The organism is Occallatibacter gabretensis (assembly GCF_001449115.1).
Classification (GTDB): domain Bacteria; phylum Acidobacteriota; class Terriglobia; order Terriglobales; family Acidobacteriaceae; genus Telmatobacter; species Telmatobacter gabretensis.
In genome coordinates this window covers 1,160,582-1,186,643 of record NZ_LAIJ01000009.1, presented here as the reverse complement: position 1 = coordinate 1,186,643, position 26,062 = coordinate 1,160,582, and the positions used below count along the sequence as shown (strand labels likewise).

The window sequence follows — 26,062 nt, the reverse complement described above, 5'->3', positions numbered from 1 at the left end:
TCAATCTGAAATCGCGTCCCATACGTTAATCTCATACCTGTACCACGGACCCAACCAGTGCGCATCGTCCTCTCGAACATAGGCACCTACGGGGACATTCATCCCCTCATCGCCGTCGCGCTGGAACTCAAGCGCCGCGGTCACACGCCCGTCATGGCGCTGCCCAACGTCTACCGGCCTAAAATCGAGCCCCTCGGGATCGAGTTCCGCCCCATCCGGCCCGACATCGACCCCGCCGACACGCGTCTCGTCGCCATGGTCTACGACGTGAAAAAAGGCACAGAGACCGGCCTGCGCGAATTCCTCTTTCCCTCCCTGCGTGATACCTACGCCGACCTCCTCGACGCCGCCACCGATCCCGTCCGCGCCGACCTGCTTCTCCTCGGCGAGCTCAACTATGCTGGCCCCGTCGTCGCAGAAATCACCGGCATCCCCTGGGCCAGCTACGTCCTCGCCCCGCTCTCATTCTTTTCCGCCTTCGATCCACCCGTCCTGCCCATGTATCCGCGCCTCGCCCGTGCCGATCGCACCGTCCCCGGCATGGGCCGCGCCATCCGTCGCCTCGCCCGCTTTGTCAGCCGCAAGTGGCCCCAGCCAATCTATGATCTGAGAGCGGAGCTCGGCCTGCCCCGCGGACCCAATCCCCTCTTTGATGCCAAACACTCTCCGTATCTCGTGCTCGCACTCTTCTCGCATCTCCTCGGCCATGAACAGCGCGACTGGCCGCCCAACACCCTCATCACCGGCTTCTGTTTTTATGACGCTGAAAACGGCGACGCCAACCTCCCGCTGCACCTCAAGCAGTTCCTCGCCTCAGGCCCTGCGCCGCTCGTCTTCACCCTTGGCTCCGCCGCGGTCCTCGCCGCTGGCCGTTTCTATGAGTACTCCGCCCGCGCTGCAATCAAAGTAGGCATGCGCGCCGTCCTGCTCATCGGCAATGACGAGCGCAATCGCCCGCGCAACCCTCTTCCAGACTCCATCTGTATCGCGCAATACGCCCCTTATTCTGAGCTCTTCCCGCACGCAGCGCTCATCATCCACCAGGGCGGCGTCGGAACCACCGCGCAGTGCCTCAAAGCCGGCAAGCCGCAGCTCATCATGCCCTATTCGCATGACCAGCCGGACAACGCCCGCCGCATGCGCCGCCTCAAAGTCGCGCGCAGCATCTTCCGCAAGGACTACACACCCGTCCGCGTAGCCCGCAAAATCCGCTCCATGCTGGAGAAGCCGCTCTACTCCCGCCGCGCCGCGTCCATCCCCGCCCGCCTCAATCACGAAGATGGCGTCAAAACCGCCTGCGACGCCCTCGAACGGCTATCCGGAAAAATGCTGAAGTAACCTCATTCTCAGTGGGCCAAGGGTGGGATCACCATTCCCCGCCATGCTGAGCGAGTCGATCAACCGGGAACCTGACCGCCATCGCAAGCGTATAGAACAAAGGAGGAGTTCTATGCGTCGACCCCTTTTTGCGCTGATACCGGCAATCGTTCTATTGGGTATAGTTTCGTTCCCAGCCCGCAGCTTCGGACAGAATTCGGACTTTAACCTGGACGTGCATGCCAATTCGCATGCAACGGCAAAGGATATTGGCCTGCCAGACTATCCGGGAGCGACTCCGTTCAAGGACAAAGACAGCGATTCATCCTCGGCGGACCTGTCGTTTTTGCTGAACAGCTTTCACCTCGGAGTGAAGGCCGCGAGCTTTGTAACACCGGACTCACCCGACCATGTGCTTGAGTTTTACAGAAAGCCGCTGGCGAAATTCGGCGAAGTGCTGGAGTGCAACCACGGCAAGCCGGTAGGTTCGTTGACCAGAACGAAAAGCGGACTGACCTGCGGTGACAACAAGAGCGGAAATATGACGGTGAATGGAAGCGATAGCGATCACGAACTGCGGGCAGGCAAGCCGGAGCAGTTCTGGATCGTTGGCGTGGACGGCGCCGTGGACGGAAAGACGAAGTTCGGCCTCGTGGCACTCGTGCTTCCAAAGGACGATGACAAGAAGTAAGCGGCTCATGGTTGTTGCGGTTCCGGCTACAACTCCCTCGGCATCGATCTCATCTACTGACAGATGCTTATCAAGTGCTTCTATCCGCTAAGCCATCGATTGACCCGGCTTCTGGTAGCTTCATCGCTGCTCCCAGCCCTGATCGGTGTACCGTGCGCCTCCGCGGATCCGGTGCCTGTCCGCCACGTCAGTGGCGCTATCCACGGCTTCCTCGAACTTCGCTCTGAGGACGGCCACATTGTCGCTTCAGGAGACACCACACGCGTTGTGTCCGGAGACCGCATCACCTCACGCACTGTCTTCACCTTCAAAGACGGCTCCATCGACGATGAGACGACCATCTACTCGCAGCACCGCACCCTTCAGCTCATCAGCGACCACCGCATCCAAAAGGGCCCATACTTCCCGCATCCACTGGACACCTTGATCAACGCGCGCACCGGGCAGGTCACCGTCCGCACCACAGACAAAGACGGCAAGGAAGACACAAAGACTGACCAGATGAAGCTTCCACCGGAGCTCGTGAACGGCCTGATCCCCGTCATCTTCGAGAACGTCAAATCCGATGCTACAGACCTGACATTCCCCATGGTGGTGTTTGCCCCCAAGCCCCGCATCGTAAGGCTATTTATATCGAAAATTGGCGAGGACGATACTTCGGTCGCCGGCCATCCCCGCAAAGCCAACCACTACAACATCAAAATCGACATCGGTGGCATCGCCGGCGTGATCGCGCCGATGGTCGGCAAAGCCCCGCCCGACATTCAGGTCTGGACCATCGGCGGCGTAGCCACAACTTTAGTCCGGGAAATAGGCCCTCTCTACGCGGAAGGCCCCATGATGACGATTCAGCTCGCCAGCCCATCGTGGCCGGAAGAATCAAAGCCCGCACACTAGAGGACTTGCTGAGCGGGGGGAGCCGGGGACTTCAGTCCCCGGAATAACCGGTCAGACAGGATCAGGCCTTAGGCCTGGAGAGATGAGCGGAGCGAAGGCCAGCTTTCCTGTTGCATTTCACCCTCACAACCAACGCACCGGCACCCCCACATCTCCCCAAGTTGGAAATGCACGCCAGCACTCCTCTGCTTACCAAAAGCGCCTTGCGGATACGAGGCACAGCTCACTTCGCGAAAATAGTGTTGAGCTGGCCGCCTGTTGTTCCACTAGCACGGCCGACAAACGACCCGGCTTTAAGTTTTTCAGCAGCATCCATCAGCGCATTCCAGGACGCCAAAGCCAGTGCGCCGCCTACGCTGACGCGTCGCACGCCAAGGTCAGCGAATTCCGCGAGATTCATATCCGATCCCATAGCTAGTACATTCAGCGGTTTTGGCGCAACGGCCCTGACCATCGCAGAGATGTCATCTTTGCTGCGGACTCCAGGTGCATACAAGCAGTCCGCGCCAGCGTCAGCAAGCGCTACAAGTTTGTCGATCGCCTTGGTGACTTCTGAAGAATCAATGAGCAAGCCTTCCGTGCGCGCCACGAGAATGACTTCTTCCCCTGAGTCGTCGATGGCTTTACGGGCTGCCTTGATCCTTTCAACTGCGACAGGAGTCTCATAGAGGCTTCTAACATTACCGAATTTGCGGTCTTCAATAGAGAGGCCGGCAACTCCGGCCTGGATCGCCAGAGTGACGTTGCCCATGAGTTCCAAAGGATCTGAGGCAAAGCCATTCTCGAAATCAGCGTTGACCGGAAGATTAACCGATTTGCAGATAATCTTCAGATGCTCCACTACATCTTCCAGAGTGACCGCGTAGTCCGGTCGTCCGGTAGACCAGGCGTAGCCTGCGCTTGTAGTGGCCAGGGCCGCGAATCCAAGATGCTGCAACACACGAGCACTACCGGCGTCCCATGGATTGGGTAGAACAAAGCATCCTTCGCTATGGAGAGTACGGAAAGCAGCACGTTTTTCCGCGGAAGTTCGACTCATGAATGTCCTCAACTGTCTCGGCGATGGCTAACGATGGGTCCGTAACCGCTTCGGGAGCTTCGTCCCATAGTCAATCAGAATATCCCAGCAGCACCGTGTGGCTATTTATTCCGTGCAAGTCGGGTCATCCTCAGCATAGCCGCTTTTCAGAGGGAGCAAAGGACGCGCTTGTTAGGAGTAACGGGGTACCTGCATTCATGCAAGATGCTTGTTGAACAGGTCCACGACGCTCTGGGGCGCGGTATCGTCGAAAAACCGTTTGAGGTTCTCCGCAGTTTCTCGAGCAAACTCCTCACTTCGGGGGAAGAGGTCGTTTTCATAGGCAGCAAGTGCGGCTTGGACATCATCAGGATTGGCGAGGATCGCTCGGGCCAATTCCGCGCCATCATACATCGCGAGGTTGGCGCCTTCACCTGCGAAAGGGGACATCAGATGCGCCGCATCACCAATCAAAGTTGCGCCGGGCACCCGGTCCCATCGAAGTCCAACCGGAAGAGCATAGATGGGTCTCAGCACGGGCTCGATTTCGCTATTCGTAATGAGGGCCGTGAGTTGGGGGGCCCATCCTTTGAACTGCTGAGCGAGACGGGACAAACCAGCGTTTGCGTCGCGGAAGTCGATGGAAGCAATCCATTCTTCTGGCTTATTCAGAGCAACATAAATGTGCAGGCTTCCATCCGCATTGCGATGCGCTAGGATGCCTTTGCCCGGAGCCACTGCCATGAGCGTGCCGCTGCCGATAGCATCCGAACTTGCCTTATAGCGCGTATCTCCATCGGACAGGAATGTTTCGATAAAACAGGTGCCAGTGTAGGCTGGCTTTGAATCGGTAAGTAGTGGACGAATCTTCGACCAGGCGCCGTCGGCCCCCACGACAACGTCAGCGATAACCTTCGAGCCGTTCGAAAAAGTGATTTGATATCTTCCGCCGTCGATTCCTGTCACGTCCGTTACCTTGTGGTTCCATTGGATTGTGCTGCTTGGAATTGAATCGATCAGAAGTCTCCGAAGTTCGCCCCGATCCACTTCGGGACGCTTGTCGGAATGACCACCGGCTTTATCGAATAGAACCAATCCGTTTTGATCGACAATGCGTTTTGCATCTTCTCCAGGGCGGACGAGTCGAGCGAATGAGTCAAACAAACCCGCGTTCTTGAGAGCAATTTGTCCGTTGTGTTCGTGAATGTCTAAGAGTCCGCCCTGCGCTCTGGCATGAACCGACGCTTCCGCTTCATACACCGTGGCTGTAATCCCATGAAGATGAAGAATACGGGCAAGTGTGAGGCCGCCCAGTCCGGCGCCAATGATTGTGATTGGATTTTGCATGTTTGCGCTCCTTTTGTTGCAACCAGCATCGTGAGTGCTGGCTGCTGCGATTGCCTACTGGAATATCAGGCAGTTGCTTTTCGGAGACGCTGGCCGAACCACGAAGAGTGTGGCTGACGTGTATTCGACAACCTGCCAAGCGGGTTGCTAAGGTCAGGCTGTCGTTTTTCGCGGCTGTGAAGAGGCTACACGGATGGTCTAGAGCGAAGCAAGGCCGATCCTTCGCTGAACGGTTGAGAACCGGGATGTCGGCTTCTCGTCACTCGTTCCTACGGAGACGCTCTCCGCGCCTCCAGCGAATCTTGTAAGAGGCAAAACAAAAACTATTTTCTAACCCACTGACTTTAGAGACACAAAAAGTTCGCCCACTTTGCGCATTATTTCTACGCCTCACGCCAAACTAAGAATAAGCCGAAAAGCCACAGCAGAGTGACGGAATTTCCAGCGAAACCATTCGCTTCAGGGGTAGAATTTCCCTGGATTTGCGCAATTTCATGGGCGGCGAAGAAATAGGAAACACAGACCCCCACTCCCTCCCCCAAAGTCCACGGCGTAATTCGGCATAATCTCTTCTAAAGAATTGAAAATATTAATTTTATCGGAACATTTCACAACCTGCGCATATTACTATGCGGTACTTTCCGTGGTTTACGGAATCAGAAACGCCGAACCAGCCATCACAAGCCCGGCCAGCGCAAACGCCAGCCCGAAGTACCAGTAGATTCGGCTCTTGGTCAGCAGCGTTATGGACGTGATCACCAGGCCAATCTCAAGGAGTGTCTCGCCCAGGTCGAAGCCGTTGGCCTTCTTCTCAGCCTTATCCACTTTCTTCTCGAGCTCCTCGGCCTTCTCCTGCTCTTCCTTCAGGTCAGCGTCCCACTTGGCCTCGTGGTCGGCATAGGCCTTCAGCGTCTTCTGCGCCGTGTCCTTGTCCGTCACGGTCACCACGTGCAGCAGATCAGCGATCAACCCCATATCGCTCGCGCGAATCTTCTTCGCCTGATAGAGATTCCACTGGTCCGTGGCCTTGTTCTGCGTCAGCACCGCCTCGGTGTGCGTCCGGTGACCAAGCACAGTGGTGATCGCCACTATCGCGGCCAGCACCGCCATCGTAAACGCCACCGGCCGCATGGACGATTCACTCGCGCCATGCTCGGCATGCTCCTGCAACTCCTGAGCTTCATTCGCTTCCATAGGAGGATTTTACTGCTCGTGGCCTGGGTCGAAAATGAACAGCGAGCTACTTCCGCTTCCACCGCACTCCGTCTTTGGAATCCTCGATGAGGATGCCCTTTTCCGCCAGTTCGTTGCGAATCTGGTCGGCGCGCGCAAAATTCCGCTGCTTCTTGGATTGCGTCCGCTCGGCCACAAGCGCATCAATCTCCCCATCGCTCAGCCCCTGGCGCGTCAACAGCTCCGCAGCCACCTCGCGGCCGTCAGCCTGTGCCCACGCAACAGCCCGCTCCGTCGGCCCAGCATCGCGGTCCTCGAGCACATCAAAGACCGCGTCGAAGTCCTTCAGCGTCGCCAGCACCGCCTCGCGGTCTCCGGCCAGAAACTCGTTTTTGTCGAGCGCCGTGTTCGCCGCCCGCACCAGGTCAAAGATTGGCGCACGCGCATCCGCCGTATTCAAGTCGTTCGCCAGCGCAGCAAAGTACTCAGCCCGCGCCTTCGCTGCCGCCTGCTGCATCGCCTCGCTCTCGCCCGTGGGCAACGCGGCTTTAGTCACACGCTCATGGAAGGTTCGCAGCCGGTCAATCGCATTCGTCGCTTCGGTCAATCCGTCGAAGGTAAAGTTCAGCTGATGCCGGTACGGCACCGAGATCAGCGCCATCCGCACCGCCGAAGCCTTATAGCCTTTCAGCAGCAGGTCGCGCAGCGTGTAGTAGTTGCCATCGCTCTTGGACATCTTCTTGCCGTCGACCAGCAGGAAGCGTACATGCATCCAGTGCCGCGCTAAGGGTTTCTTCGTCGCCGTCTCGCTCTGTGCAATCTCGTTCTCATGGTGCGGAAACATCAGGTCCTCACCACCGGCGTGCAGGTCGAAGCTTTCGCCCAGAAACTCCATCGACATTGCCGAGCATTCAATGTGCCACCCCGGCCTCCCACGCCCGATCGCCGTATCCCACGATGTCTCGCCCGGCTTCACAGCTTTCCAAAGCGCAAAGTCGCGCGCCGAGTCTTTCTCGTACTCGTCCACGTCCACCCGGGCGCCGTCCTCAATGCCCGTAAGATCTTTTTTGCTCAGCTTGCCGTATTCAGGAAACGACTTCAGCCGGAAGTACCAGCTTCCATCCTCGGTCTTATATGCCGCGCCCGCAGCCTCAAGCCTCTGGATCAGCTGCACCATTTTTTCAATATGTTCGGTAGCACGAGCAATGAACTCAGGCCGCTCCACGCGCAGTGAATCGAGGTCCTCGAAGAAGGCATCCACAAACTTCGGCGTGTACTCGCCAATCGAAATCCCGAGCTCAGCCGCGTTGCGGATGATCTTGTCATCCACATCCGTAATGTTCATCACGTGGCGAACCGGCACTCCGGTCAGCTTCAGAAAGCGCCGCAGCACATCCACCTGCAGAAATGTGCGGAAGTTGCCGATGTGCCCGTAGTCGTAAACCGTAGGTCCGCAGGCGTACATCCGCAGCTCGCCGCCGTTAGCAGGCGAGAGCTCGTCCAGTTGTCCGGTGAGAGTGTTAAAGAGGCGGAGGGTCATCAAGCAGAGCTTCTACAGTAGATTCCGGCCCGGAAATTCCGGAGTGGTTGAGGGCCTTACCGATTGTAGCAGCGCACCTTACACCCGTTTGTCACTGCTCGTTTGTCATTGCTGCTGATACGCCCCGCGGTCATATCCCGTCGGCCCGGGACGAGGATGGTTCAGAAAATCCGTCGGGGGCGCAAGCTGTGAAGTCCCCGAGCCTACCGCTGGACTCGCCGGCTGCACCGCCAGCAGCACGTTGAAACGGTTCGCGTCAGCCGGGTCAACGTAAAGCGGATCGGCAGTCAGATCATGCGGTCCACTCACCGTACCCGGATACAGCACGCCGTTGTAGTACAGGTTGTAGTCCAGCAGAATCGCGCTGGTATTCGACAGAACCGTCGCAGGATTCTGTCCGGAAGGAGCGTAAAAGATGTTCCCCACCACATTCACGTCCGATGCCGCGTTGACATTCATCTCGCCGCGCCCGGTCACGTCTCGAACCGTCAGATCCTGATACGCCGAGTTGTAGCCTACATCCACGTGGTCGCTCTGAAACGCCTCAATCGCCGCGCTGCCGTTGCCGTAAATCACATTGTTCGCAATGTAGGTACGCCCCGTGTATGCCGGAATACCAATGGTCGGGTCGTAAGACGAGTTGCGGTTTGTATCCACGATGATGCCTTCACCATCGGTAATTATGGTTCCACCCACCGTTGGAATTAGCTGAGCATTATTAAAGATACGATTTCCCGTAATCACCATCTTCGTCGCGGTTGAGTTATCCGAATTCCAGTCCTGAAAGGTCGAGATCGCGCTCGAGCCGTAAATCGAATACCAGCTCGTGTCGTAGATCGTATTGCCGCTGATCGTCGTGTAATCCGATTGAATGATCCCGACGCCTGCTCCCCCGCATGCCCAGATTGTATTGTTCAGGATTCGGAGATGATGCGGCCTCTGCGTGGCCGTACCCTGCCGCCCATCCGATGCAATGCAGTTGCCGTTGTATGCCGGGTCAGGATTGGTCGTCGACTGGTTCTGTGCGCCCGCTAACGTCACGTTGTAGTTGTTGCCTTCAATTGCAAAGCCGCTTACCTCGATATATGCCGCCGTTGAGAGAAGGTGAACTCCCTGCCAGCCATTGAACTGGATCTTCGGCGTCTGCCCTGAAAGCGCTGTAAATGTGATCCACGCGCTCGCTGTACCAGGCGTTGTAATATCCAGCACGTCACAGCCCACGCAGGAATTCGTGTACGTTCCATTCATCACATACACCGTGTCACCCGGCTGCGTCTTGTTTGCCGCGTGCTGCAGCGTCAGGAATGCAGTCGCAGTCGTCAGTCCATCCGCGGAGTCGTTGCCGGTCCCGCTCACGTAATAGGCTGTTGGGGTGTGTGGCGATACATAATTCGCCGTTACAGTTGCGTTTGCGCTCATCGTCACCGAGCAACTCGCGCCGTTCGTGCTTGTACAACCTGTCCACGAGGAAAAGTTGCTTCCTCCAGCTGTAGCCGTAGCTGTCAGTGTCACAGTTGTGCCAGCGGTGTAACTGCGCGTAAACGCAGTGGTCCCGTTTTCCTGGCTGTTCGCATCCGCAGGTGTCGCTGTAATCTCCGCGCCGCTTGCCGGATCAATGGAATTGACCGTCAGCACGTAGGAAGTCACAGGCGCAGTCGGTGGCATTGCGGCCATCTCGCTACCGCAACCCGACGCTGTCAGCGCCAGCCCGAACGCCGCACATACTGCTGCCCATCTCTTTGTCATGGTTGGTCCCTGGTAGAAATGAGTTCGATCTTCACTCTATTTGTTTGGGACGCCCAGCGCCAGAGATGGATCAGCTGACAGCGCAGTTTCCGCAAACTCGCCCGCTTGAAAGCGCGGCCATGCCGCAGCCGCAATCATCGCGGCATTGTCCGTAGATAGCGCCAGTGTGGGAAATGCCACTGTCACTCCGTGACGGGACGCTTCCTTCGTAAAGCGCTCACGCAGTTCCCGGTTTGCCGCCACACCACCGGTCACCAGGATGTGCTTTACACCTAGCGACTCTGCCGCTGCGAAGGTTTTCTTCATCAGATCGCCAATGACTGCAAACTGAAAACTGGCGATCAGGTCCAGCACCGCTTGCGGGCAAAGCGCAAGTGCTTCTTCGTGCGTCTTCGGCGGTTTGGCCCGGGCCAGTATCTTTGCGCTTCGCTCTGCAACTCCTTCACGCAGGCTGTTCAGCTCCACATACCGCAGAACGGCGGTCTTGATGCCGGAAAACGAAAACAGAAATCGAGAATCGAGTTCGGCAATCGGCGCAGTCTTTGCGGCTTTGGTGCGTGGAGCCTTCCCGCGCAGATGCACCTTGTCCTTGATCCGCGCAAAGGCGAACGGAACAGCCTTCGGATCGCCAAACTTCGCCAGCGCATCGATCCATGGCCCGCCTGGATAGCCGAGGCCCAGCAGCTTCGCTACCTTGTCGTAGGCTTCGCCCGCCGCATCGTCCAAAGTGCGGCCAACTAAGCGGTACGTCCAGCCTTGTTTCTGGAGTTCGGCTAAATACAAATGCGTGTGGCCGCCGGAGACAACCAGCGCAAGGGCAGCAGACTTCGCATCCAGCGGACTTCTTTCTGTTCCAGCTTCATGTTCGTGCAAGAGCACCGCATGAATATGACCTTCCAGATGGTTCACTGCAATTACCGGCAGATCTTCTGCGAAAGCCAGTGCCTTGGCGTAAGTGATGCCAACCAGCAGTGCGCCTGCAAGTCCCGGTCCGCTCGTGACCGCAATCGCATCCAGATCACTGAGTCCAACACCGGCTTCTTTCAGGGCCGCATCCACCACGGGCACAATGGCGCGCAGATGCTCGCGGCTGGCCAGCTCCGGTACTACGCCGCCATAACGTGAGTGGGTATCAATTTGCGAGGCTACGACTGACGAAAGCGTCCGCACGCCGAGTTCCACCACTGCGGCGGCTGTCTCGTCGCACGAGCTTTCAATGCCCAGAATGAGGCCCTTGCCCATGCTTCCAGTTTAATTGCGAAGATCTTGCTAAAACGCGACAATGAAGCAGATGTCTGTACATACATCCAAATTCGCCGCCGCGTTGCACATCGCTCGCACATTGCAGGCAGCCGGATATGAAGCCTATCTCGCGGGTGGTTGCGTTCGCGACCTTCTGATGGGTCGCGAGCCGCATGACTATGACGTGGCTACTTCGGCTACGCCGGATGTTGTACTTGCCAGCTTTCCGCGCACCTTTGCTGTAGGCGCGCATTTCGGTGTTGTTCTCGTGGCCGATGAAGAGACTGTCACCGAAGTAGCTACTTTTCGCTTCGATGGAGCCTACTCCGATGGGCGGCGGCCGGATTCGGTGCGCTATACGCTCAGTGCTGAAGAGGATGTGGAGCGACGCGATTTCACGATCAATGGTCTGCTGCTTGATCCGCTTGCAGCGCCACAGTTCTCTTCCAAAGAGCTGCGGCACGCAGTGCTTGATTACGTTCATGGTCTCGAGGATCTTGACGCAGGTGTAATTCGAGCGATTGGCGAGCCGGTGCAGCGGTTTGAAGAGGACCAGCTACGATTGCTGCGTGCTGTGCGCTTTGCCGCGCGGTTTGAATTTGCGATTGAGCCGGTGACGCTGGCTGCGATTCGCGCGATGGCGCCGAAGATTTCATCGGTTAGCCGTGAGCGGGTGCGCGACGAGCTGACCAAAATGCTCACAGAGGGCCATGCGCGACGAGCTTTTGAGTTGCTGGATGAGACTGGATTGCTAACGGAAGTGCTGCCCGAGATTGCAAAGATGAAAGGTGTGCAGCAGCCTCCACAGTTTCATCCGGAAGGCGATGTATGGACGCACACGCTGATGCTGCTCGACCAGCTTGAAGCCGGCGCGCCGATGACGCTGGCGTGGGGTGCGCTGCTGCATGATGTTGGCAAGCCGGCGACCTTTCGCGTTGCGGCGGACAGAATTCGTTTCGACGGCCACGTGGAGGTTGGTATGGCGATTGGCGCGGAGATCTGCCAGCGGTTTCGATTTTCGAACGATGAGACGCAGCAGATTCTGGCGTTGATCGAGAACCATATGCGATTTGCCGATGCCCCGCACATGAAGCACTCGACGCTGAAGCGATTCTTCCGGCTGGAGGAATTTCCGCAGCACCTGGCGCTGCACAAGATGGATTGCATGGCTGGGAGCGGCAACCTGGACCACTGGAATTTCGTGCGGGAGCAGTACGAGGCGATGCCCGAAGAGACTGTCCGCCCCGATCCGCTGCTTACGGGCCGTGAGCTGATTGCGGCGGGATATGCACCGGGCCCGCGTTTCAAGGAGATTCTACACGCGGTGGAGGATGCGCAGCTTGAGGGTGCGATCCATACACAGGATGAAGCGATGGCGATGGTACGGGAGCTATTTGGCGGGTGAGTTATCCTGTGCATGGCTAATCTCTAAGTTATTTATTTTGTTTTTCTTACAATATACTCCACAGTTCTTATAGAAATCTTTATGCGATCCTCATTCGTCGACTGTGCAGCTTCGCTATACAGCTTTGAGGGACTTTGGGTGGCTTTTGCACACATATTGGTGCAGAGGGGATGGGGGAGGGGTCCCATCCCCTCCCCAAAACGGCGACGGCCCGAACCGGTAAAAGAGTTCGGGCCGTCGCAATTTCTTCTCCTAATTATGAGTAGAGCACAAATGAGGTTAATTCTACGCAAAGTTTCTGAAGAGGATTTGCACGAAAGGACAATGTACTTCGGTAACAGGGTTGGGGGAATCGAGAGATGGCTGCATGATGAAGTACAGTATGGAAACGCGAATTCCTATTCCGCGAAATGGAGCGGGTATGCAGCAGGTTTCAGTGTGCGTCTAAATCATGGTGCGTCCTATCTCTACACGTGACCCTGTTGGGGAGCAGTTCCGCTCAAAGCGCAGCGTAAATTTGCGCACTTTGGGTGCGCTGGCCGCATGGCTGCTTGCTGCATGGGTACTGATGGCACCATTGCGGGCGCAGGAGGCCACTGCCAGCCTGCACGGCGTGGTGACCGATCGCGATGGCAGTGTTTGCGAGGGCGCGCAGGTCAGCCTGGCCGTCGGTTCCGAATCGAAGAGTGTCCTCTCTGACGATCAGGGCCGTTATAGCTTCGGCAGTTTGCCCTCCGGACCATACAAGATGACCGTCTCCGGCAAGGGATTTGCTGCTCAGACGATCACTGGCGTGCTTGCAGGAGGCGAAAGCCGCGAGCTGCCGGCGGTGGTTCTGCTGGTAACATCTTCGAGCCAGGTGACGGTTACGGCGGACCTTGAAGAGATTGCGGCAGCGCAGCTGCAGATCGAAGAGCAGCAGCGCATACTTGGCGTGTTCCCGAATTTCTACATAAGCTATGCAAAGAATGCTGCTCCGCTGACAACAAAGCAGAAGTACCAGCTTGCCTGGCGCAGCCAGATTGATCCAATGTCCTTTGTCTTTACGGGCATTACAGCCGGTGTGGAGCAATCCAACAACACGCCTGCCTCCTGGGGACAGACCAAATCCGGATTCGCCAAGCGCTATGCTGCCGCCTATGGAGATGGCCTCACCGATACCTTCCTTGCGGGCGCTATCTTGCCGTCGCTGTTCCACCAGGATCCGCGCTACTTCTATAAAGGCACCGGCACAGTCAGGTCGCGCATTTGGTATGCCCTCAGCTCAGCGGTTATCTGCCGAACAGATAGCGGGCAGCGGCAGTTCAATTACTCCGGCCTGATGGGTGATCTTGCCTCGGCGGGACTTTCGAATCTTTATTACCCTGCGGACGACCGCAATGGGTTTGGACTGACGCTGCGCAACCTGGCGATTGGCAAAGCCACACAGGCGGCGCAGAACATCCTGCAGGAGTTCGTCATTAAGCGTTTCACTCCCAAGGTGGCAAAGGACAGCTCGCTGAAACCGTAATCCCGGCGGATTCGGCTCTATACTCGCAGGCATGGACAACGAGCGCATTCGCGAGATCTGCATGGCTCTGCCGCATGCCGAAGAGACGTTGAACTGGGGGCATCGGCTGGTGTACTGGGTGGGCCCGCGCGAGATTGGCGGCAAAATGTTTGCCACAACCGATGTGGACGGCACGGGAACGGGCGTGCTGTGGTTCCATGCCGGGGCCGAGCGATTTCACGAGCTTCTGGAGACAGAGGGGATCATTCCTGCTCCGTATATGGCGCGGGCGCACTGGGTGACGGTGGAGCGCTGGGATGTGCTGAGGTCACGCGAGTTTGAGGATGAACTGAAGCGCGCCCATGCGCTGATCTATGAGAAGCTGCCGAAGCGCGTGAAGACTGTGCTGGCGCTGCCGGAAAAGGAGCGAAACCGGCTGGTGCGGGAGCGGAGATTGCGCCGAGTAAGGATTGAACGATGATTAAATTTCTACTCTGGTGTCTGCTGTTTTTCTTCTGCTGGCCGCTGGCGTTGCTGGCGCTGGTGCTGTATCCACTGGTGTGGCTGTTGCTGCTTCCCTTCCGGCTTGTAGGCATTACTGTTGAGGGCGTGCTGGAGCTGGTGAAGGGGATTATCTTTTTACCCGGGCGGCTGTTGAAGGCCGTCTGATAAATACAAACGCACACCCCCGCGGGGCTAAAGCCCCGACTCATTTTGCATAGCATTATTGCCGGGGATAAATCCCCGGCCTACCTTATAAACGGCTTTACGGGGCAGGGGCGCGGGCTTTAGCTTTGGCCTATGGCAGTGGGTCTCGATCTGACAGGAAAAACGGCCCTGATTACGGGCGGAGCGCGCGGGATTGGCGCGGAGATGGTGCGTCTGTTTACGCAGGCGGGTGCGCGGGTGGCCTTTAACTACAGGCAGGCGCGGGAGCGGGCTGACGCGCTGGTGAGTGAAAGCGGGGGAACGGAAGCCGAGCGTGCTGTGGCAATTGAGCAGGAGTTAAGCTCGCCGGCAGAGGGACGCGAGCTGGTGCAAAAGGCCGCGGCGGCGCTGGGACGGCTGGATATTCTTGTGGTCAACCATGGCATCTGGCCTCCGGATGACGCGCCGATTGCGCAGATGGATGAGGCGCAGTGGCGGCGGACGATGGCGGTGAATCTGGACTCGGTGTTTGGGCTGGTACAGGCGGCTGTGGCGCAGATGGAGCGCCAGGGGCGGACTGCTCCTGACGGACTCGCTGGGCATATCGTGCTGATCAGCTCGACGGCGGGGCAGCGCGGCGAGGCGTACCATGCGGACTATGCCGTGACGAAAGGTGCGCTGATCAGTCTGACGAAGAGTCTGTCGAGTGAGCTTGCGCCTAAAGGGATTCAGGTAAACTGCGTTGCACCGGGCTGGGTGGAGACGGAGATGTCAGCTGGGACGCTGAATGATCCCATACGGGGGCCAAAAGCAAAGGCCCTCATTCCGGTGGGGCGCGCTGCGACTCCGCGAGAGATTGCCGGACCGGTGCTGTTTTTGTGCACGCCGCTGGCAGGATTTATCAGCGGCGAAGTGGTGAATGTAAACGGCGGGGCGGTTTTAGTCGGCTAATAGGACGGGAGACAAGATTGATGCGCCGGATTCTTTGCTTGGTTCTGGTTTGCGTGGCCCTGAGTGCGGGCGGCACTTTGCGTGGGCAGGGGGCGCATCCGCCGCAGGACGACGTGGCGATGAATGCGAAGAAGGCGCGAGTCGTGCTGGACGCGATGGTGCAGGCGCTGGGCGGGCAGCCGTGGCTGGACATGAAGAATCGCGAGCAGCATGGGCATGTTGCGGCGTTCTACCATGGGAATCCTGACCCAGGGACGACAGAGGTCTTTGAGTTTCATAGCTGGCCGGATCACGACCGGATGGATGTGACCAAGCATCGCGACTACCTGCAGTTTTTTATCGGGCGCGAGGGCTGGGAGGTCACCTACCGGGGTAAGAAGCAGATTCCTGAGGAGCAGCTGAATGAGTATCTGCGGCGGCGGGATCACTCGATTGAGATGGCTGTGAAGGTGTGGTTGAAAGACCCGAATACGATTCTGTTGTATGAGGGGCGGCACCTGGCGGAACGGCATCTGGCGGAGCAGGTGACGCTGATTTCGCCGAGCAATGAGGCGATTACGATTTCGTGCGATGTGCAGACGCATCTGCCGCTGAAGCGCAGCTTTGAATGGCGCGACCCGGTGTACAAGGACAAGAACACCGATACCGAGGAGTACGACGATTACCATCCGGTGCAGGGATTTCCGACGCCTTACACGATTACGCGATGGAAAAACGATGAGATGGTGCGGCAGTTTTTTATTGATCGCGTGGCGTATAACGAGAACCTGGACGCGGATTTCTGGAGCGTGGACGCGGCGACTGCGCGCATCAAGAAAACCAAGAACTGACGGGTTGACTGCGCTTGCGAAGTGGGTGACGCTGCATGGCGTCTTTTGGCTTCCGTGACTACAGCCGGGGGCAGCAGGTTATGCGTCCTTTATAATCTGCTTCGGGCGCTTCCCCATACTGCGCCTGCATTTGGAGTCTCGAGAATGACCTTCACCATCCAGGAGATCCTGGGCTTCCTCCCTCATCGCTATCCGTTTTTGCTTATTGACCGGATTGTGGAGTTTGAACGCACGAAGCGCGTGGTGGCGCTAAAGAACGTCACAATCAATGAGCCATTTTTCCAGGGGCACTTTCCGGGCGCGCCGATTATGCCCGGCGTGCTGGTGATTGAGGCCATGGCGCAGGCCGGCGCGGTGCTGATGCTGAGCGAGATGCCAGATCGCGAAAAGAAGCTGGCCGTGTTTACGGGAATTGACAATGCGAAGTTCCGTCGGCAGGTGGTGCCGGGCGATCAGTTGCGCATTGAGGTAGATGTGCTGAGTTTTCGCACGCGCGCCGGGCGCATGACAGGCAAGGCGTACATCGACGGCAAGGTAGCCTGTGAGGCGACGCTGACATGCATGATTGTTTCGCGTCCGACAGAAAACACGAGCACCGAGGCGGCGAATGAGTAACGTTCATCCCAGCGCGGTGGTGGCTGCGGGGGCGGTGATTCCCGAGTCATGCACCGTGGGGCCTTACTGCACGATTGGGCCGGAGGTTGTGCTGGGCGAGGAATGTACGCTGATCTCGCATGTGGTGCTGGATGGGCGGACGCGCATTGGCGCGAAGAATACGATTTATCCATTTACGTCGATTGGTGTGGCTCCGCAGGATCTGAAGTATGCAGGCGAGCCTACGCTGACGGAGATTGGCGATCACAACACCATTCGCGAGTGCATAACGATCAGCCGCGGCACGGATAAGGGCGGCGGCGTGACGCGCGTGGGTTCGCACAACCTGCTGATGGCGTATGTGCATATCGGGCATGACAGCACGGTGGGGAGCCACTGCATACTGGCGAATGCCGCGACGCTTGCGGGACATGTGACGATTGAAGATTATGCGAGCCTTGGGGCTTTCAGCCCGGTGCACCAGTTCTGCACGATTGGACAGTATGCGTTTATCGGCGGCGGAACGATTGTGACGCAGGATGTGCTGCCGTTTTCGCTGACCTCTTCGCGGCGCGAGAACAAGGCCTTTGGGATTAATAAAGTTGGGCTTGCGCGGAGGGGGTTTTCTCCGGAACGGCTGGCGACGCTGCAGAAGGCCTTCCGCCTGCTGCTGGCTGCAAAAATGAATACTTCGCAAGCTGTTGGGAAGATTCGCGAACTGAAGTCGGATGACGCGATGATTCTGGCGGAGTTTATTGAGAAGAGCCAGCGGGGAGTGATTAAGTAAGCGATGAAGCTCGGCCTGATTGCCGGCAATGGACGCTTCCCTTTTCTGCTGCTGGATGCGGCGCGGGCGCAGGGGCTCTCCGTTGTGGTGGCGGCGATTCGGCAGGAGACCGATCCAGAGATGGAGGAGCGCGCGGCGAGCGATGCTCAGGTGACGCTGCACTGGCTGGGGCTGGGCGAGTTATCGCGGCTGATCGAGACCTTTCAAAAAGAAGGCGTCACGCGGGCCGTGATGGCCGGCCAGGTGAAGCACAAGCAGATTTTTTCGAGCATCCGGCCCGACTGGCGGCTTGCCAAACTGCTGATGAATTTGCGGACGCGCAGCACGGACATGCTGCTTGGCGCTGTAGCGAAGGTTCTGGGCGATGAAGGGATTGAGCTGATCAGCTCGACATCGTTTCTGGAGCCGCTGCTGGCAGTAGAGGGCGTGATGACGAGCCGCGAACCGGATGAAGAAGAACGCAAGAACATCGAGTACGGGCTGGGTGTGGCGCGCGGCGTGGCGGGATTTGATATTGGACAGACGGTGGTTGTTGCGGCACAGGCGTGCGTGGCCGTGGAGGCAATGGAAGGCACGGATGCGGCGATTGAGCGAGCCGGGGCGCTGATGCGGACAATGGATGATGAGAACGGCGAATCGGCATCCACGTTAGAGCGCAAGCTAACTGTAGTAAAAGTGGCTAAGCCCAAGCAGGACATGCGCTTCGATGTGCCGGTGATTGGGATTGAGACGATTGAAACGATGATTCGCGCAGGGGCTACATGCCTTTCGGTGGAAGCGGGACGCACGCTGCTCTTCGATCGTGACAATCTTTTGACAAGAGCGAACGCTGCAAGTATTGCAATTGTTGGTGTTCCGCGCGGATACTGAAGATCGTAAGCTCGTACGTTTTCCGTTGTCTTGAAAGATCGATTTACAAGCCTGGAGGCTTTCTCCGTGAAAAAGTTTGCTCCGTTTGTCCTTGCCGCCGCTGTTGCTCTCTCCAGCGCGGGTGTGACCGCGTATGCGGCCGGTCTTTCTGCAGATCAACCAGCGGCGGGTCAGGCTGCGCCGACGTTCAACCTTCCTTCGCAGGACGGCACACCAGTGTCGCTCGACAGCATGAAGGGCAAGTGGGTGGTGCTGTACTTCTATCCGAAGGACATGTCCCGAGGCTGCACGGTTGAAGCTCACAAATTCCAGGACGACCTGCCAAAGTATGACGCCGCCAATGCCGTCATTCTCGGTGTGAGTGTGGATACAGTCGATAGCCACAAGCAGTTCTGCACGAAAGACTCGCTGACCTTCCACCTGCTGGCCGATCCCGATCACAAGGTAGTCGAGAGCTATGGCTCCTTCGGATTGAAACTCCCGCAGCGCGACGACATCATCCCCGTAGCCCAGCGCAATACCTTCCTGATCGATCCGCAGGGCAAGATCGTGAAGGTTTGGACAAACGTAGACGTCTCGCACCATTCAGAAGACGTCCTGGCAGCATTGGCTGAGGCAAAGAAGTAAGAGCTGAGATCGATGCGCACCATGCGGCCCCGATAGGGGCCGCATTTTTATTCATGGGAGAGTTTTTGCTTGGCGCCTACGATACAAGAACAATTTCGTAATGCAATGTATGACATTGGCGAAAGGCTACGCGCAGTTCCAATCGACATGGCCGACAAGCCGTGGCGCGAAGGCGGGTGGACTCGCAAAGAGATCGTCGGGCATCTGCTGGATTCCGCTGCGAACAATCGCCAGCGTTTTGTGCGCGCGGCGATTGACGGCTCATACGCCGGACCGATATACGCGCAGGATGCCTGGGTGGCTATGCATGGCTATGCAAAGTTGCCGTGGCAGACTTTGCTGGAGTGGTGGGATGTGGAGCATGAGATTCTGGCAAGCGTGGTGGATCACATTCCCGAGGCGCGCATGGATGCATTGTGCACTGTGGGCGATGATGCGCCGGTGACGCTGCAATTTCTAATCGAAGATTACATTACGCATCAGCTATGGCATTTGAAGCAGATCACGGCTGCGTAGCGACGACATTTCAGACGCAAAAAAGCCCGCCGGTTTGGCGGGCTCTTTTGCTTGCCTTGTGTTGCGTGTTGCCTGACTGCGTGACTACTTCTTCTTTGCAGCCTTCTTGACAGCCTTCTTGACGGCCTTCTTCGCCGGGGCCTTCTTAACTGCCTTCTTGACTGCCTTCTTAACTGCCTTCTTTGCTGCCTTCTTAACTGCCACGGTTTTACCTCGTTTTGTGGGTTTGCCGGCGCTTGTTTTCACCGAGGCTTTTTTTGCCTTGGCCTTCCCGCCCTTCACGCCGGTACTGACCTTCTTTGGGGCGGATTTCTTTGCGGCTTTCTTAGCCACAGCTTTTTTCGCGGGCGCCTTCTTCGCGGCCTTCTTGGCCACTACCTTTTTGGCAGCCTTCTTCGCGGGAGATTTCTTTGCCGTCTTCTTCACGGCTTTCTTTGCGGGCGCTTTCTTCGCGGCCTTCTTCACTGCCTTTTTAGCTGTAGCGCGAGCAGGAGCAGCGGCCTTCGCCGGTACGACTTCAATAATGGCAATTTCTTCGTCGATCTCTTCATCATCTTCATCGTCATCTGAAGAGGTAATCACGATGGCTGATTCGAACTCTTCATCCTCATCGTGTTCTTCATCATGGCTCGGGAAGATTTCGGCTGGCTCAAGGTCTCCGTCGCCACTGCTCATGGCATACATCTTCAACACTTCATCCATCACATTGCCTCCAGCGTCTGGCGCTGTACCCGATTCTCTGGCTCGCAGTAACATGCACAAGCCATTCATGCAATAGCTTGCACTCAAACACCCATGAGTGACAAGTATGTATTGAGTTTCGTCCTGATTATTTTTGGGTCTGCTTCTTCTTCTTCGGCTGTGGGTTCCCATTTCGGGTTGCAGAAGAAGCGGTGCCTACATGGTGCGACTGCGAAGCGGAAGCAGGCTCGGCAATGTGCAGCTTGCGGCCGGGAGCAATGCTGACGCCTGCGGCAATGCTGTTCCAGCGCCGAAGCTGATCGAGCGAGACGCCGAATCGATCGGCAATAGAGACAAGCGTGTCACCGCGACGCGCTGTATAGAGCGAGGCATGAGCAGTGCGCTCGACGACGGGAGCCAGTGGCACCACCAATCCATCAACGCCTGCAAGGGTCTGGCCTTCACGCAACTGATTCGCTTCGGCAAGCTCGCTCTCGCTGATGCGATAGGTGTGGGCAACGGTGGCGAGCGTATCATCGGCGGCCACGCGATGGTAACGCCATGCGCTGCGATGCGGCTCGGGAATGAGCGCGATGCGCTTCTGAAAAAGATCGGCGGTACCGGCGGGCAGACGCAGATCAAAGGACGCGCCGGGTGGCGTGCTCATGCGCAGCAGGCTGGGATTGAGCGCCTGAATCTCATCGATGGGCGCATTGACGACGTCCGATATGAGGCGCAGATCGAGAGAGTAGCTCACCGTAACCGTATCGGTGAGCACGGGTGGATCGAGCGTGACTTCATCAAAGCCGTATTGCACTGGATTGTTGGCGATGATGATGGCGGCAAGAATTTCCGGCACATAGTTCTTGGTTTCGCCGGGAAGATTGTTGCGCTTGTAGAGTTCCCAGAAATCGGCGTAGCCGGTCTTCTGCACGGCGCGCTGCACGTTGCCCGCACCCCAGTCGTAGGCGGCCATGGCAAGGTACCAGTCGCCGAGCTGATTGTAGAGAAACTTCATGTAGCGCGCATAGGCACGCGTGGACTTCTCAGGATCAAAGCGCTCATCCACAAAAGTGTTGCGCTCCAGACCGTATTCCCCAACGGGCATGAACTGCCACATGCCACCGGCGCGTGACTTTGGATTCATGGCGCGAGGATTGAAGCTGGATTCTGCTACAGCCAGATAGATGAGATCCTGCGGTACGCCTTCTTCCGCCATGACACGCTGAATCATGGCGCGATAGCGGCCTGCGCGCTGGAAGGAGTGCAGAAGCGTGTTGTGTCCCTTGGTGGTGTTGGCGAAGAAGTTGATGAATGTGGCGACGTAGTCGTTGACCACCATCGGAAGATCGGACTTGGTGGTCGCGAGCTGTGTCTTGGCTTTGGCGAGGATGTTGGGGTCTACTGTGCCGAAGGTGACGTCGCTGGCCACATCGGCGGGTGTAGGTTCAACGCGGGGAGCAAAACCGTTGCCTTCTTTCAGCGCATCCATCTCAAGGCCGTTGATGTTATCGACGATGCGGTTGAAGACGGCCTCAAGCGCGGGATCGCTCTTGATGTCGAAGCCGCTGGAGAGCATGATATCCACTGCGTGATCGAACTCGACTTTGGCTTCCGCGAGACGGCCTTTGCGGTAATCGGCGTCGCCTGCGGCGTACGCTGCATTGACCTGCTGGATGAGTTGCTGGAGCTGCTGCTGATGCAGGGCCTGTTGCGAAAGAGCCTGCTGCGAAAAGCAAGGGACCGCGGACAGGGATGCAAGCGTGGCGAGGGCCACAAGCGCTCTGCGGACGGCAGGCAAAAAGAAAGATCCTGCGCCAAAAATCCTGCTCAAAAAAAACCCCTTCATGCGTCTCGGTACTGCGTGGCTCTTCCTCTGTAAGCGCGGGATGACCCTCTGCCGATGATAAGCTATGGCAAGGGAGAACTGCTCGAAAAAGCGCCGAAAACGCGGCCGCCCGATGTGAGCGACCCCAGTATTTGACGCTGAGCGGAATCAATCCGCACAACTTGAGACGCGGTCTCTGCCGCGGGAAATGTTCACCACACCTACAGAATGGAATCTCGCCTCTTACGCAACTTCGCCATCATTGCCCACATCGACCATGGTAAGTCGACGCTTTCTGATCGCCTGCTTGAACTGACAGGCTCGCTGACCCAGCGCGAAATGCAGGCGCAGGTGCTGGATGCGATGGATCTTGAGCGCGAGCGCGGCATTACGATCAAGGCCCACGCCGTGCGGATGATGTACAAGGCGAAGGACGGACAGACGTATCAGCTCAATCTGATCGACACGCCAGGGCATGTGGACTTCAGTTACGAGGTTTCGCGCTCGCTGTCCTCATGCGAGGGCGCGTTGCTGGTGGTAGACGCGAGCCAAGGCGTGGAAGCACAGACGCTGGCGAATGCGTACCTGGCGATCCATCACGGGCTCGAAATTATTCCCGTGATCAACAAGATCGATCTGCCTTCCGCGGATATTTTGCGTACGCAGGAGGCGATTGAGCAGGCTGTCGGCCTCGATGCGACGGATGCGATTCCTGTAAGCGCGAAGACTGGGCAGGGCGTGGCGGAGGTGCTGGAGGCGATTGTGCATCGGCTGCCGCCGCCGACAGGCGATCCGAATGCTCCGCTGCAGGCGCTTATTTTCGACTCGTGGTTTGATCCCTATCGCGGCGTGGTGGTGCTGGTACGCGTGATGCAGGGAACGATGCGTAAAGGACAGCGGATTCGGCTCATGTCGATCAGCAAGGCATTCGACGTGGAATCAATGGGCGTGCTGACGCCTAAGCCGGTTGAGATTGCGCAGTTGAGCGCGGGCGAGGTCGGATTTTTTGTGGCCACGATCAAGACCGTGAGCGACACGAAGATTGGCGACACTGTAACGGATGATGCTGAGCCTGCTCTTGCACAGTTGCCGGGCTTTGAAGAACTCAAGCCGATGGTCTTCTCCGGGCTGTACACCGTGGATTCGCATGAGCACACGCTGCTGAGAGATGCGCTTGAGAAGCTGCGGCTGAATGATTCGTCCTTCTTCTTTGAACCGGAGAGCTCCGCAGCTTTGGGCTTCGGGTTTCGATGCGGCTTTCTGGGCCTGCTGCACATGGAGATCATTCAGGAACGGCTGGAACGCGAGTACGAGCTGGAGCTGATTACGACGGCGCCGGGCGTGCGGTACCAGATCACGCTGACAGATGGAAGCGAATTGGATGTCGACAATCCTTCACGCTGGCCGGAGCCGACGAATATCGAGAGCATCCGCGAGCCGGTGATCAAGGCGCAGATTCTGACAAACGAAGAGTATGTTGGCGGAATTCTGAAGCTGGTGGAAGAGAAGCGCGGCAAGCAACTGAACTTTGAGTACGCTACGCCGACGCGGGTGTTGCTGACATATGAACTTCCGCTGAACGAGATCGTTCTGGACTTTTATGATCGGCTGAAGTCGGTTTCGCGTGGATATGCGTCGCTGGATTATCAGCTCGCCGGGTCGTGGGTTTCGCCGATGGTGAAGATGGACATTCTGGTCTCGGGCGAACCGGTGGATGCGCTGTCGATTATCGTGCACCGGGACTTTGCCTACGAGCGTGGCAAGGCGCTGGTGGCGAAGATGCGGGAACTGATTCCAAGGCAGCAGTTTGAGGTTGCGATTCAGGCGGCGATCGGCGCAAAGATTGTGGCCCGCGAGACGGTGAGCGCGCTGAGAAAAAATGTTCTCGCCAAATGTTACGGCGGTGACATATCGAGAAAGCGCAAACTGCTCGAAAAACAGAAAGAAGGCAAGAAGCGCATGAAGCGGATTGGGAAGGTGGACATTCCGCAGGAGGCGTTTCTGGCCGTGCTTCGCCTGGGCGAAGACCAGCAAAAATAGCCGGTTTTCGGTCGCGCGGATGCGTGTTGCCGTCAGAAGTCGTTTATTGCCATCTGTGGAAAGCGTTCCGAAAGTGGGAATTTGCTCAAAGTGGGCAACAAGTGCCAGCGCAGAGGTGCAAAAGATGATTTTTCTAAGATAAATAAGGACTTACGTGTATTAACAGAATCTGATATTACTTGGCAAGAAGAAATTACAGGAAAAATTCGGGAACGCCCAAATGCTTATTCACAATTTTTCCACAGGCTGGAGCTTGCGCTGAGAGAGAAAAATCCTCCTAAATGCGAGACCGGAGCCGAGGCGCTAAAATGCGTCTCGGCTCCGGCTCTGAATCAACCCAAATAGGTTTCTAAACTACTGTTTGGGCGCGGGTTTAGGAGTTGCGGGCCTGGGCGCTGCGGGTGCGGAAGCTGCAGGCTGCGGAGGCGCCGGAACCCCGGATTTCACGTTGTAGGCCGTGACCACGGGAGCGGTAATGTCGGTGGAGTCAATGCTGTACATTACCGGCGAATTCTGAGGAGAAATGTTCAGCACCAGAGTGTAGCCGTTCTTCTCTACATATTCGCGCATGACATCAAAGAACTTCTCCTGTACGCCGGCGAGAGCCCCCTGCATATCCTGCTGATACTGGTTGCGGGCATCTTCAAAGGAGCGCTGGAGTTCCTTGCGTTTGTCTTCAAGGGCCTTGGTACGGGTGGCGCGCTCGGTTTCAGAAAGCTTGTCGGCCTGAGCCTGCAGCTGCTTGGTCTGGTTGTCCAGATCGTCGCCGGCGGTCTTGAGCTGCTGCTGCCTGGGTCCCCACTTCTTCTGCAGATCGGCTAGCTTGAGCTGAAACTCATTGGTTCTGCTGACGGCAACTTCAAAGGCTATGATTGCGATCTGCGAAGAGCCAGTGGGAGTTATGGCCGCGGCTGAGCCGGTGGCGCCTGGAAGCGGGGCAGCGGGCGTCTGCGCTTGTATTAGAGCGGGGGCGAAAGACAAGCTGGAAACCGCCAGCGCGGCAAGTGCAATCGTACGCTTCATTTCGGTTGAGAACTCCTTGAAAACTGCTTGGACTCAGATTTGGCGAACCGCGTAAGCGAAACCCCGGAAAACCGATATGGCTTTCCGGGGCGGCGCTGAAGCTGCGGCACAGTTACTTGGCCGGCGGCGTCTTGGCGGCGGGGCGGACGGTGGGTGCCGGGGCGTTGGGGGCCTGCGGCGGGGGCGCCGGCACGCCGGACTTGACGTTGTAAGCATCCACAACGACCTTGGTGATGTCCACGGTATCAGCGCGGTAGAGCACCAGCGGAGCCTGCTGCTGATCCTGCGACTCGTCGATCACGAGGGTAAAGCCTTGCTGCTTGGAATAGCCCTGCAGGAGTTCGTCCACCTTCTGCGCGACCTTGCCGAAGGTCTCCTGGATGGCCTGCTGATAATCGTTCTGGGCATCTTCTGCGAGGCGCTGAGCCTGCTTCTTCTTGTCATCGATGCTCTTGGCGCGGTTCGCGCGTTCTGCATCGCTCAGGTTAGAGCCCTGGGCCTGAAGCTGCTTGGTCAGCGTATCCACTTCCGTGCTCAGCGTCTGAAGCTGGGTGCGCTGAGGCTCAAACTTCTTCTGCACGTCCCCGAAGTCACGCTGGAACTCGTTGGTGGCCGTAACAGCGGTCTGGAAGGCGATGACGGCAACCTTGGCGGATGCCGGAGCGGGCGCGGCGGCAGGGGTCTGGGCAGTGACGTTTCCGGCTGCTCCCATGGTAAGAGCTGCGCCGAAAACAGCGGCAATTGCGGATACACGCTTCATGCGAATCAAAAACTCCTTATATCGTTCCTGCAGTTTGGACGT

The 26,062-nt window shown here is 57.5% G+C and carries 26 protein-coding genes; 16 read left to right on the top strand and 10 right to left on the bottom strand.

Going from position 1 to position 26,062, the window contains the following annotated elements:
- The first annotated feature begins 57 nt into the window (after nucleotides 1-57).
- The 3 genes from VO84_RS11255 to VO84_RS11245 all read left to right on the top strand — a co-directional run bounded on the left by VO84_RS11255 (nucleotide 58) and on the right by VO84_RS11245 (nucleotide 2,905).
- Nucleotides 58-1,338, top strand: a complete 1,281-nt coding sequence (locus VO84_RS11255) for a glycosyltransferase (protein WP_058187703.1) — start codon at nucleotides 58-60, stop codon at nucleotides 1,336-1,338.
- 112 nt (nucleotides 1,339-1,450) lie between these two features.
- Entirely contained in the window at nucleotides 1,451-2,008 is a 558-nt protein-coding gene (locus tag VO84_RS11250) for a hypothetical protein (RefSeq protein WP_058187702.1), read from the top strand.
- A 63-nt stretch (nucleotides 2,009-2,071) separates the two neighbouring features.
- A complete protein-coding gene (locus VO84_RS11245; RefSeq protein WP_058187701.1) occupies nucleotides 2,072-2,905 on the top strand; it encodes a hypothetical protein in 834 nt (277 codons plus the stop codon).
- 223 nt (nucleotides 2,906-3,128) lie between these two features.
- On the opposite strand, the gene VO84_RS11240 is transcribed toward VO84_RS11245, so the two are convergent.
- From VO84_RS11240 to tsaD, 6 genes are all read right to left on the bottom strand, one after another.
- A complete protein-coding gene (locus VO84_RS11240) occupies nucleotides 3,129-3,944 on the bottom strand; it encodes an isocitrate lyase/PEP mutase family protein (protein ID WP_058187700.1) in 816 nt (271 codons plus the stop codon).
- A gap of 195 nt (nucleotides 3,945-4,139) precedes the next feature.
- On the bottom strand, nucleotides 4,140-5,270 hold the full coding sequence (locus tag VO84_RS11235; protein WP_058187699.1) for an FAD-dependent oxidoreductase: 1,131 nt from the start codon (nucleotides 5,268-5,270) through the stop codon (nucleotides 4,140-4,142).
- Nucleotides 5,271-5,918: 648 nt separating this feature from the next.
- A complete protein-coding gene (locus VO84_RS11230) occupies nucleotides 5,919-6,464 on the bottom strand; it encodes a DUF4337 domain-containing protein (RefSeq protein WP_058187698.1) in 546 nt (181 codons plus the stop codon).
- Nucleotides 6,465-6,510: 46 nt separating this feature from the next.
- Nucleotides 6,511-7,983 (bottom strand): cysteine--tRNA ligase, encoded by a 1,473-nt coding sequence (cysS, locus tag VO84_RS11225; RefSeq protein ID WP_058187697.1) that lies wholly within the window; start codon nucleotides 7,981-7,983, stop codon nucleotides 6,511-6,513.
- Nucleotides 7,984-8,088: 105 nt separating this feature from the next.
- Nucleotides 8,089-9,729 (bottom strand): NosD domain-containing protein, encoded by a 1,641-nt coding sequence (locus tag VO84_RS11220; protein WP_157439831.1) that lies wholly within the window; start codon nucleotides 9,727-9,729, stop codon nucleotides 8,089-8,091.
- 36 nt (nucleotides 9,730-9,765) lie between these two features.
- The gene (gene tsaD / locus VO84_RS11215; protein ID WP_058187695.1) at nucleotides 9,766-10,971 is read right to left on the bottom strand and encodes a tRNA (adenosine(37)-N6)-threonylcarbamoyltransferase complex transferase subunit TsaD; all 1,206 of its coding nucleotides are present in this window, start codon (nucleotides 10,969-10,971) and stop codon (nucleotides 9,766-9,768) included.
- Between the two features lie 49 nt (nucleotides 10,972-11,020).
- Here tsaD and VO84_RS11210 point away from each other — a divergent pair, with 49 nt between their 5' ends.
- From VO84_RS11210 to VO84_RS11160, 11 genes are all read left to right on the top strand, one after another.
- Nucleotides 11,021-12,376: a CCA tRNA nucleotidyltransferase gene (locus VO84_RS11210; protein WP_231737887.1), complete on the top strand. Its 1,356-nt coding sequence runs from the start codon at nucleotides 11,021-11,023 to the stop codon at nucleotides 12,374-12,376.
- A gap of 517 nt (nucleotides 12,377-12,893) precedes the next feature.
- Nucleotides 12,894-13,886 (top strand): carboxypeptidase-like regulatory domain-containing protein, encoded by a 993-nt coding sequence (locus VO84_RS11205; RefSeq protein ID WP_197413991.1) that lies wholly within the window; start codon nucleotides 12,894-12,896, stop codon nucleotides 13,884-13,886.
- 31 nt (nucleotides 13,887-13,917) lie between these two features.
- Nucleotides 13,918-14,346, top strand: coding sequence for an MmcQ/YjbR family DNA-binding protein (locus VO84_RS11200; protein WP_058187692.1), 429 nt, complete (start codon nucleotides 13,918-13,920; stop codon nucleotides 14,344-14,346).
- Nucleotides 14,343-14,534: a hypothetical protein gene (locus VO84_RS11195; protein WP_058187691.1), complete on the top strand. Its 192-nt coding sequence runs from the start codon at nucleotides 14,343-14,345 to the stop codon at nucleotides 14,532-14,534. The genes VO84_RS11200 and VO84_RS11195 overlap by 4 nt, the downstream gene beginning before the upstream one ends.
- Nucleotides 14,535-14,666: 132 nt before the next feature.
- Nucleotides 14,667-15,464, top strand: coding sequence for an SDR family NAD(P)-dependent oxidoreductase (locus tag VO84_RS11190; RefSeq protein WP_058187690.1), 798 nt, complete (start codon nucleotides 14,667-14,669; stop codon nucleotides 15,462-15,464).
- Nucleotides 15,465-15,484: 20 nt separating this feature from the next.
- On the top strand, nucleotides 15,485-16,294 hold the full coding sequence (locus tag VO84_RS11185; RefSeq protein ID WP_058187689.1) for a hypothetical protein: 810 nt from the start codon (nucleotides 15,485-15,487) through the stop codon (nucleotides 16,292-16,294).
- 144 nt (nucleotides 16,295-16,438) lie between these two features.
- Complete coding sequence (gene fabZ / locus VO84_RS11180; RefSeq protein ID WP_058187688.1) at nucleotides 16,439-16,909, top strand: 3-hydroxyacyl-ACP dehydratase FabZ; 471 nt, start codon at nucleotides 16,439-16,441, stop codon at nucleotides 16,907-16,909.
- Entirely contained in the window at nucleotides 16,902-17,675 is a 774-nt protein-coding gene (lpxA, locus tag VO84_RS11175; protein ID WP_058187687.1) for an acyl-ACP--UDP-N-acetylglucosamine O-acyltransferase, read from the top strand. The genes fabZ and lpxA overlap by 8 nt, the downstream gene beginning before the upstream one ends.
- Nucleotides 17,676-17,678: 3 nt before the next feature.
- The gene (locus VO84_RS11170) at nucleotides 17,679-18,545 is read left to right on the top strand and encodes an LpxI family protein (RefSeq protein ID WP_058187686.1); all 867 of its coding nucleotides are present in this window, start codon (nucleotides 17,679-17,681) and stop codon (nucleotides 18,543-18,545) included.
- A gap of 66 nt (nucleotides 18,546-18,611) precedes the next feature.
- Nucleotides 18,612-19,172: a peroxiredoxin gene (locus VO84_RS11165; RefSeq protein WP_058188725.1), complete on the top strand. Its 561-nt coding sequence runs from the start codon at nucleotides 18,612-18,614 to the stop codon at nucleotides 19,170-19,172.
- A gap of 69 nt (nucleotides 19,173-19,241) precedes the next feature.
- Nucleotides 19,242-19,688 carry a DinB family protein gene (locus VO84_RS11160; protein WP_058187685.1) on the top strand — a complete coding sequence of 149 codons (447 nt, stop codon included), beginning with the start codon at nucleotides 19,242-19,244 and terminating at the stop codon, nucleotides 19,686-19,688.
- An 84-nt stretch (nucleotides 19,689-19,772) separates the two neighbouring features.
- On the opposite strand, the gene VO84_RS22515 is transcribed toward VO84_RS11160, so the two are convergent.
- Nucleotides 19,773-20,390, bottom strand: coding sequence for a hypothetical protein (locus tag VO84_RS22515; RefSeq protein WP_058187684.1), 618 nt, complete (start codon nucleotides 20,388-20,390; stop codon nucleotides 19,773-19,775).
- Between the two features lie 127 nt (nucleotides 20,391-20,517).
- Entirely contained in the window at nucleotides 20,518-22,203 is a 1,686-nt protein-coding gene (locus VO84_RS11150; RefSeq protein ID WP_197413990.1) for a lytic transglycosylase domain-containing protein, read from the bottom strand.
- A gap of 222 nt (nucleotides 22,204-22,425) precedes the next feature.
- Here VO84_RS11150 and lepA point away from each other — a divergent pair, with 222 nt between their 5' ends.
- Both lepA and VO84_RS22510 read left to right on the top strand, forming a co-directional pair.
- Nucleotides 22,426-24,237: a translation elongation factor 4 gene (lepA, locus tag VO84_RS11145; RefSeq protein WP_058187682.1), complete on the top strand. Its 1,812-nt coding sequence runs from the start codon at nucleotides 22,426-22,428 to the stop codon at nucleotides 24,235-24,237.
- A gap of 81 nt (nucleotides 24,238-24,318) precedes the next feature.
- A complete protein-coding gene (locus VO84_RS22510) occupies nucleotides 24,319-24,582 on the top strand; it encodes a hypothetical protein (RefSeq protein WP_157439830.1) in 264 nt (87 codons plus the stop codon).
- 9 nt (nucleotides 24,583-24,591) lie between these two features.
- Here VO84_RS22510 and VO84_RS11140 read toward each other — a convergent pair whose 3' ends face one another.
- Together VO84_RS11140 and VO84_RS11135 are read right to left on the bottom strand one after the other, a co-directional pair.
- Nucleotides 24,592-25,260, bottom strand: a complete 669-nt coding sequence (locus tag VO84_RS11140) for an OmpH family outer membrane protein (protein WP_058187681.1) — start codon at nucleotides 25,258-25,260, stop codon at nucleotides 24,592-24,594.
- A gap of 112 nt (nucleotides 25,261-25,372) precedes the next feature.
- Nucleotides 25,373-26,020, bottom strand: coding sequence for an OmpH family outer membrane protein (locus VO84_RS11135; protein WP_058187680.1), 648 nt, complete (start codon nucleotides 26,018-26,020; stop codon nucleotides 25,373-25,375).
- Nucleotides 26,021-26,062: the final 42 nt, after the last annotated feature.

Excerpts from the sequence above, each read along its gene's own strand:
- VO84_RS11250 (WP_058187702.1), top strand. The coding sequence starts at position 1,451 with ATGCGTCGACCCCTTTTTGCGCTGATACCGGCAATCGTTCTATTGGGT.
- VO84_RS11245 (WP_058187701.1), top strand. The coding sequence starts at position 2,072 with ATGCTTATCAAGTGCTTCTATCCGCTAAGCCATCGATTGACCCGGCTT.
- VO84_RS11240 (WP_058187700.1), bottom strand. The coding sequence starts at position 3,944 with ATGAGTCGAACTTCCGCGGAAAAACGTGCTGCTTTCCGTACTCTCCAT.
- VO84_RS11235 (WP_058187699.1), bottom strand. The coding sequence starts at position 5,270 with ATGCAAAATCCAATCACAATCATTGGCGCCGGACTGGGCGGCCTCACA.
- VO84_RS11230 (WP_058187698.1), bottom strand. The coding sequence starts at position 6,464 with ATGGAAGCGAATGAAGCTCAGGAGTTGCAGGAGCATGCCGAGCATGGC.
- cysS (WP_058187697.1), bottom strand. The coding sequence starts at position 7,983 with ATGACCCTCCGCCTCTTTAACACTCTCACCGGACAACTGGACGAGCTC.
- VO84_RS11220 (WP_157439831.1), bottom strand. The coding sequence starts at position 9,729 with ATGACAAAGAGATGGGCAGCAGTATGTGCGGCGTTCGGGCTGGCGCTG.
- tsaD (WP_058187695.1), bottom strand. The coding sequence starts at position 10,971 with ATGGGCAAGGGCCTCATTCTGGGCATTGAAAGCTCGTGCGACGAGACA.
- VO84_RS11210 (WP_231737887.1), top strand. The coding sequence starts at position 11,021 with ATGTCTGTACATACATCCAAATTCGCCGCCGCGTTGCACATCGCTCGC.
- VO84_RS11200 (WP_058187692.1), top strand. The coding sequence starts at position 13,918 with ATGGACAACGAGCGCATTCGCGAGATCTGCATGGCTCTGCCGCATGCC.
- VO84_RS11195 (WP_058187691.1), top strand. The coding sequence starts at position 14,343 with ATGATTAAATTTCTACTCTGGTGTCTGCTGTTTTTCTTCTGCTGGCCG.
- VO84_RS11190 (WP_058187690.1), top strand. The coding sequence starts at position 14,667 with ATGGCAGTGGGTCTCGATCTGACAGGAAAAACGGCCCTGATTACGGGC.
- VO84_RS11185 (WP_058187689.1), top strand. The coding sequence starts at position 15,485 with ATGCGCCGGATTCTTTGCTTGGTTCTGGTTTGCGTGGCCCTGAGTGCG.
- fabZ (WP_058187688.1), top strand. The coding sequence starts at position 16,439 with ATGACCTTCACCATCCAGGAGATCCTGGGCTTCCTCCCTCATCGCTAT.
- lpxA (WP_058187687.1), top strand. The coding sequence starts at position 16,902 with ATGAGTAACGTTCATCCCAGCGCGGTGGTGGCTGCGGGGGCGGTGATT.
- VO84_RS11170 (WP_058187686.1), top strand. The coding sequence starts at position 17,679 with ATGAAGCTCGGCCTGATTGCCGGCAATGGACGCTTCCCTTTTCTGCTG.
- VO84_RS22515 (WP_058187684.1), bottom strand. The coding sequence starts at position 20,390 with ATGGATGAAGTGTTGAAGATGTATGCCATGAGCAGTGGCGACGGAGAC.
- lepA (WP_058187682.1), top strand. The coding sequence starts at position 22,426 with ATGGAATCTCGCCTCTTACGCAACTTCGCCATCATTGCCCACATCGAC.
- VO84_RS11140 (WP_058187681.1), bottom strand. The coding sequence starts at position 25,260 with ATGAAGCGTACGATTGCACTTGCCGCGCTGGCGGTTTCCAGCTTGTCT.
- VO84_RS11135 (WP_058187680.1), bottom strand. The coding sequence starts at position 26,020 with ATGAAGCGTGTATCCGCAATTGCCGCTGTTTTCGGCGCAGCTCTTACC.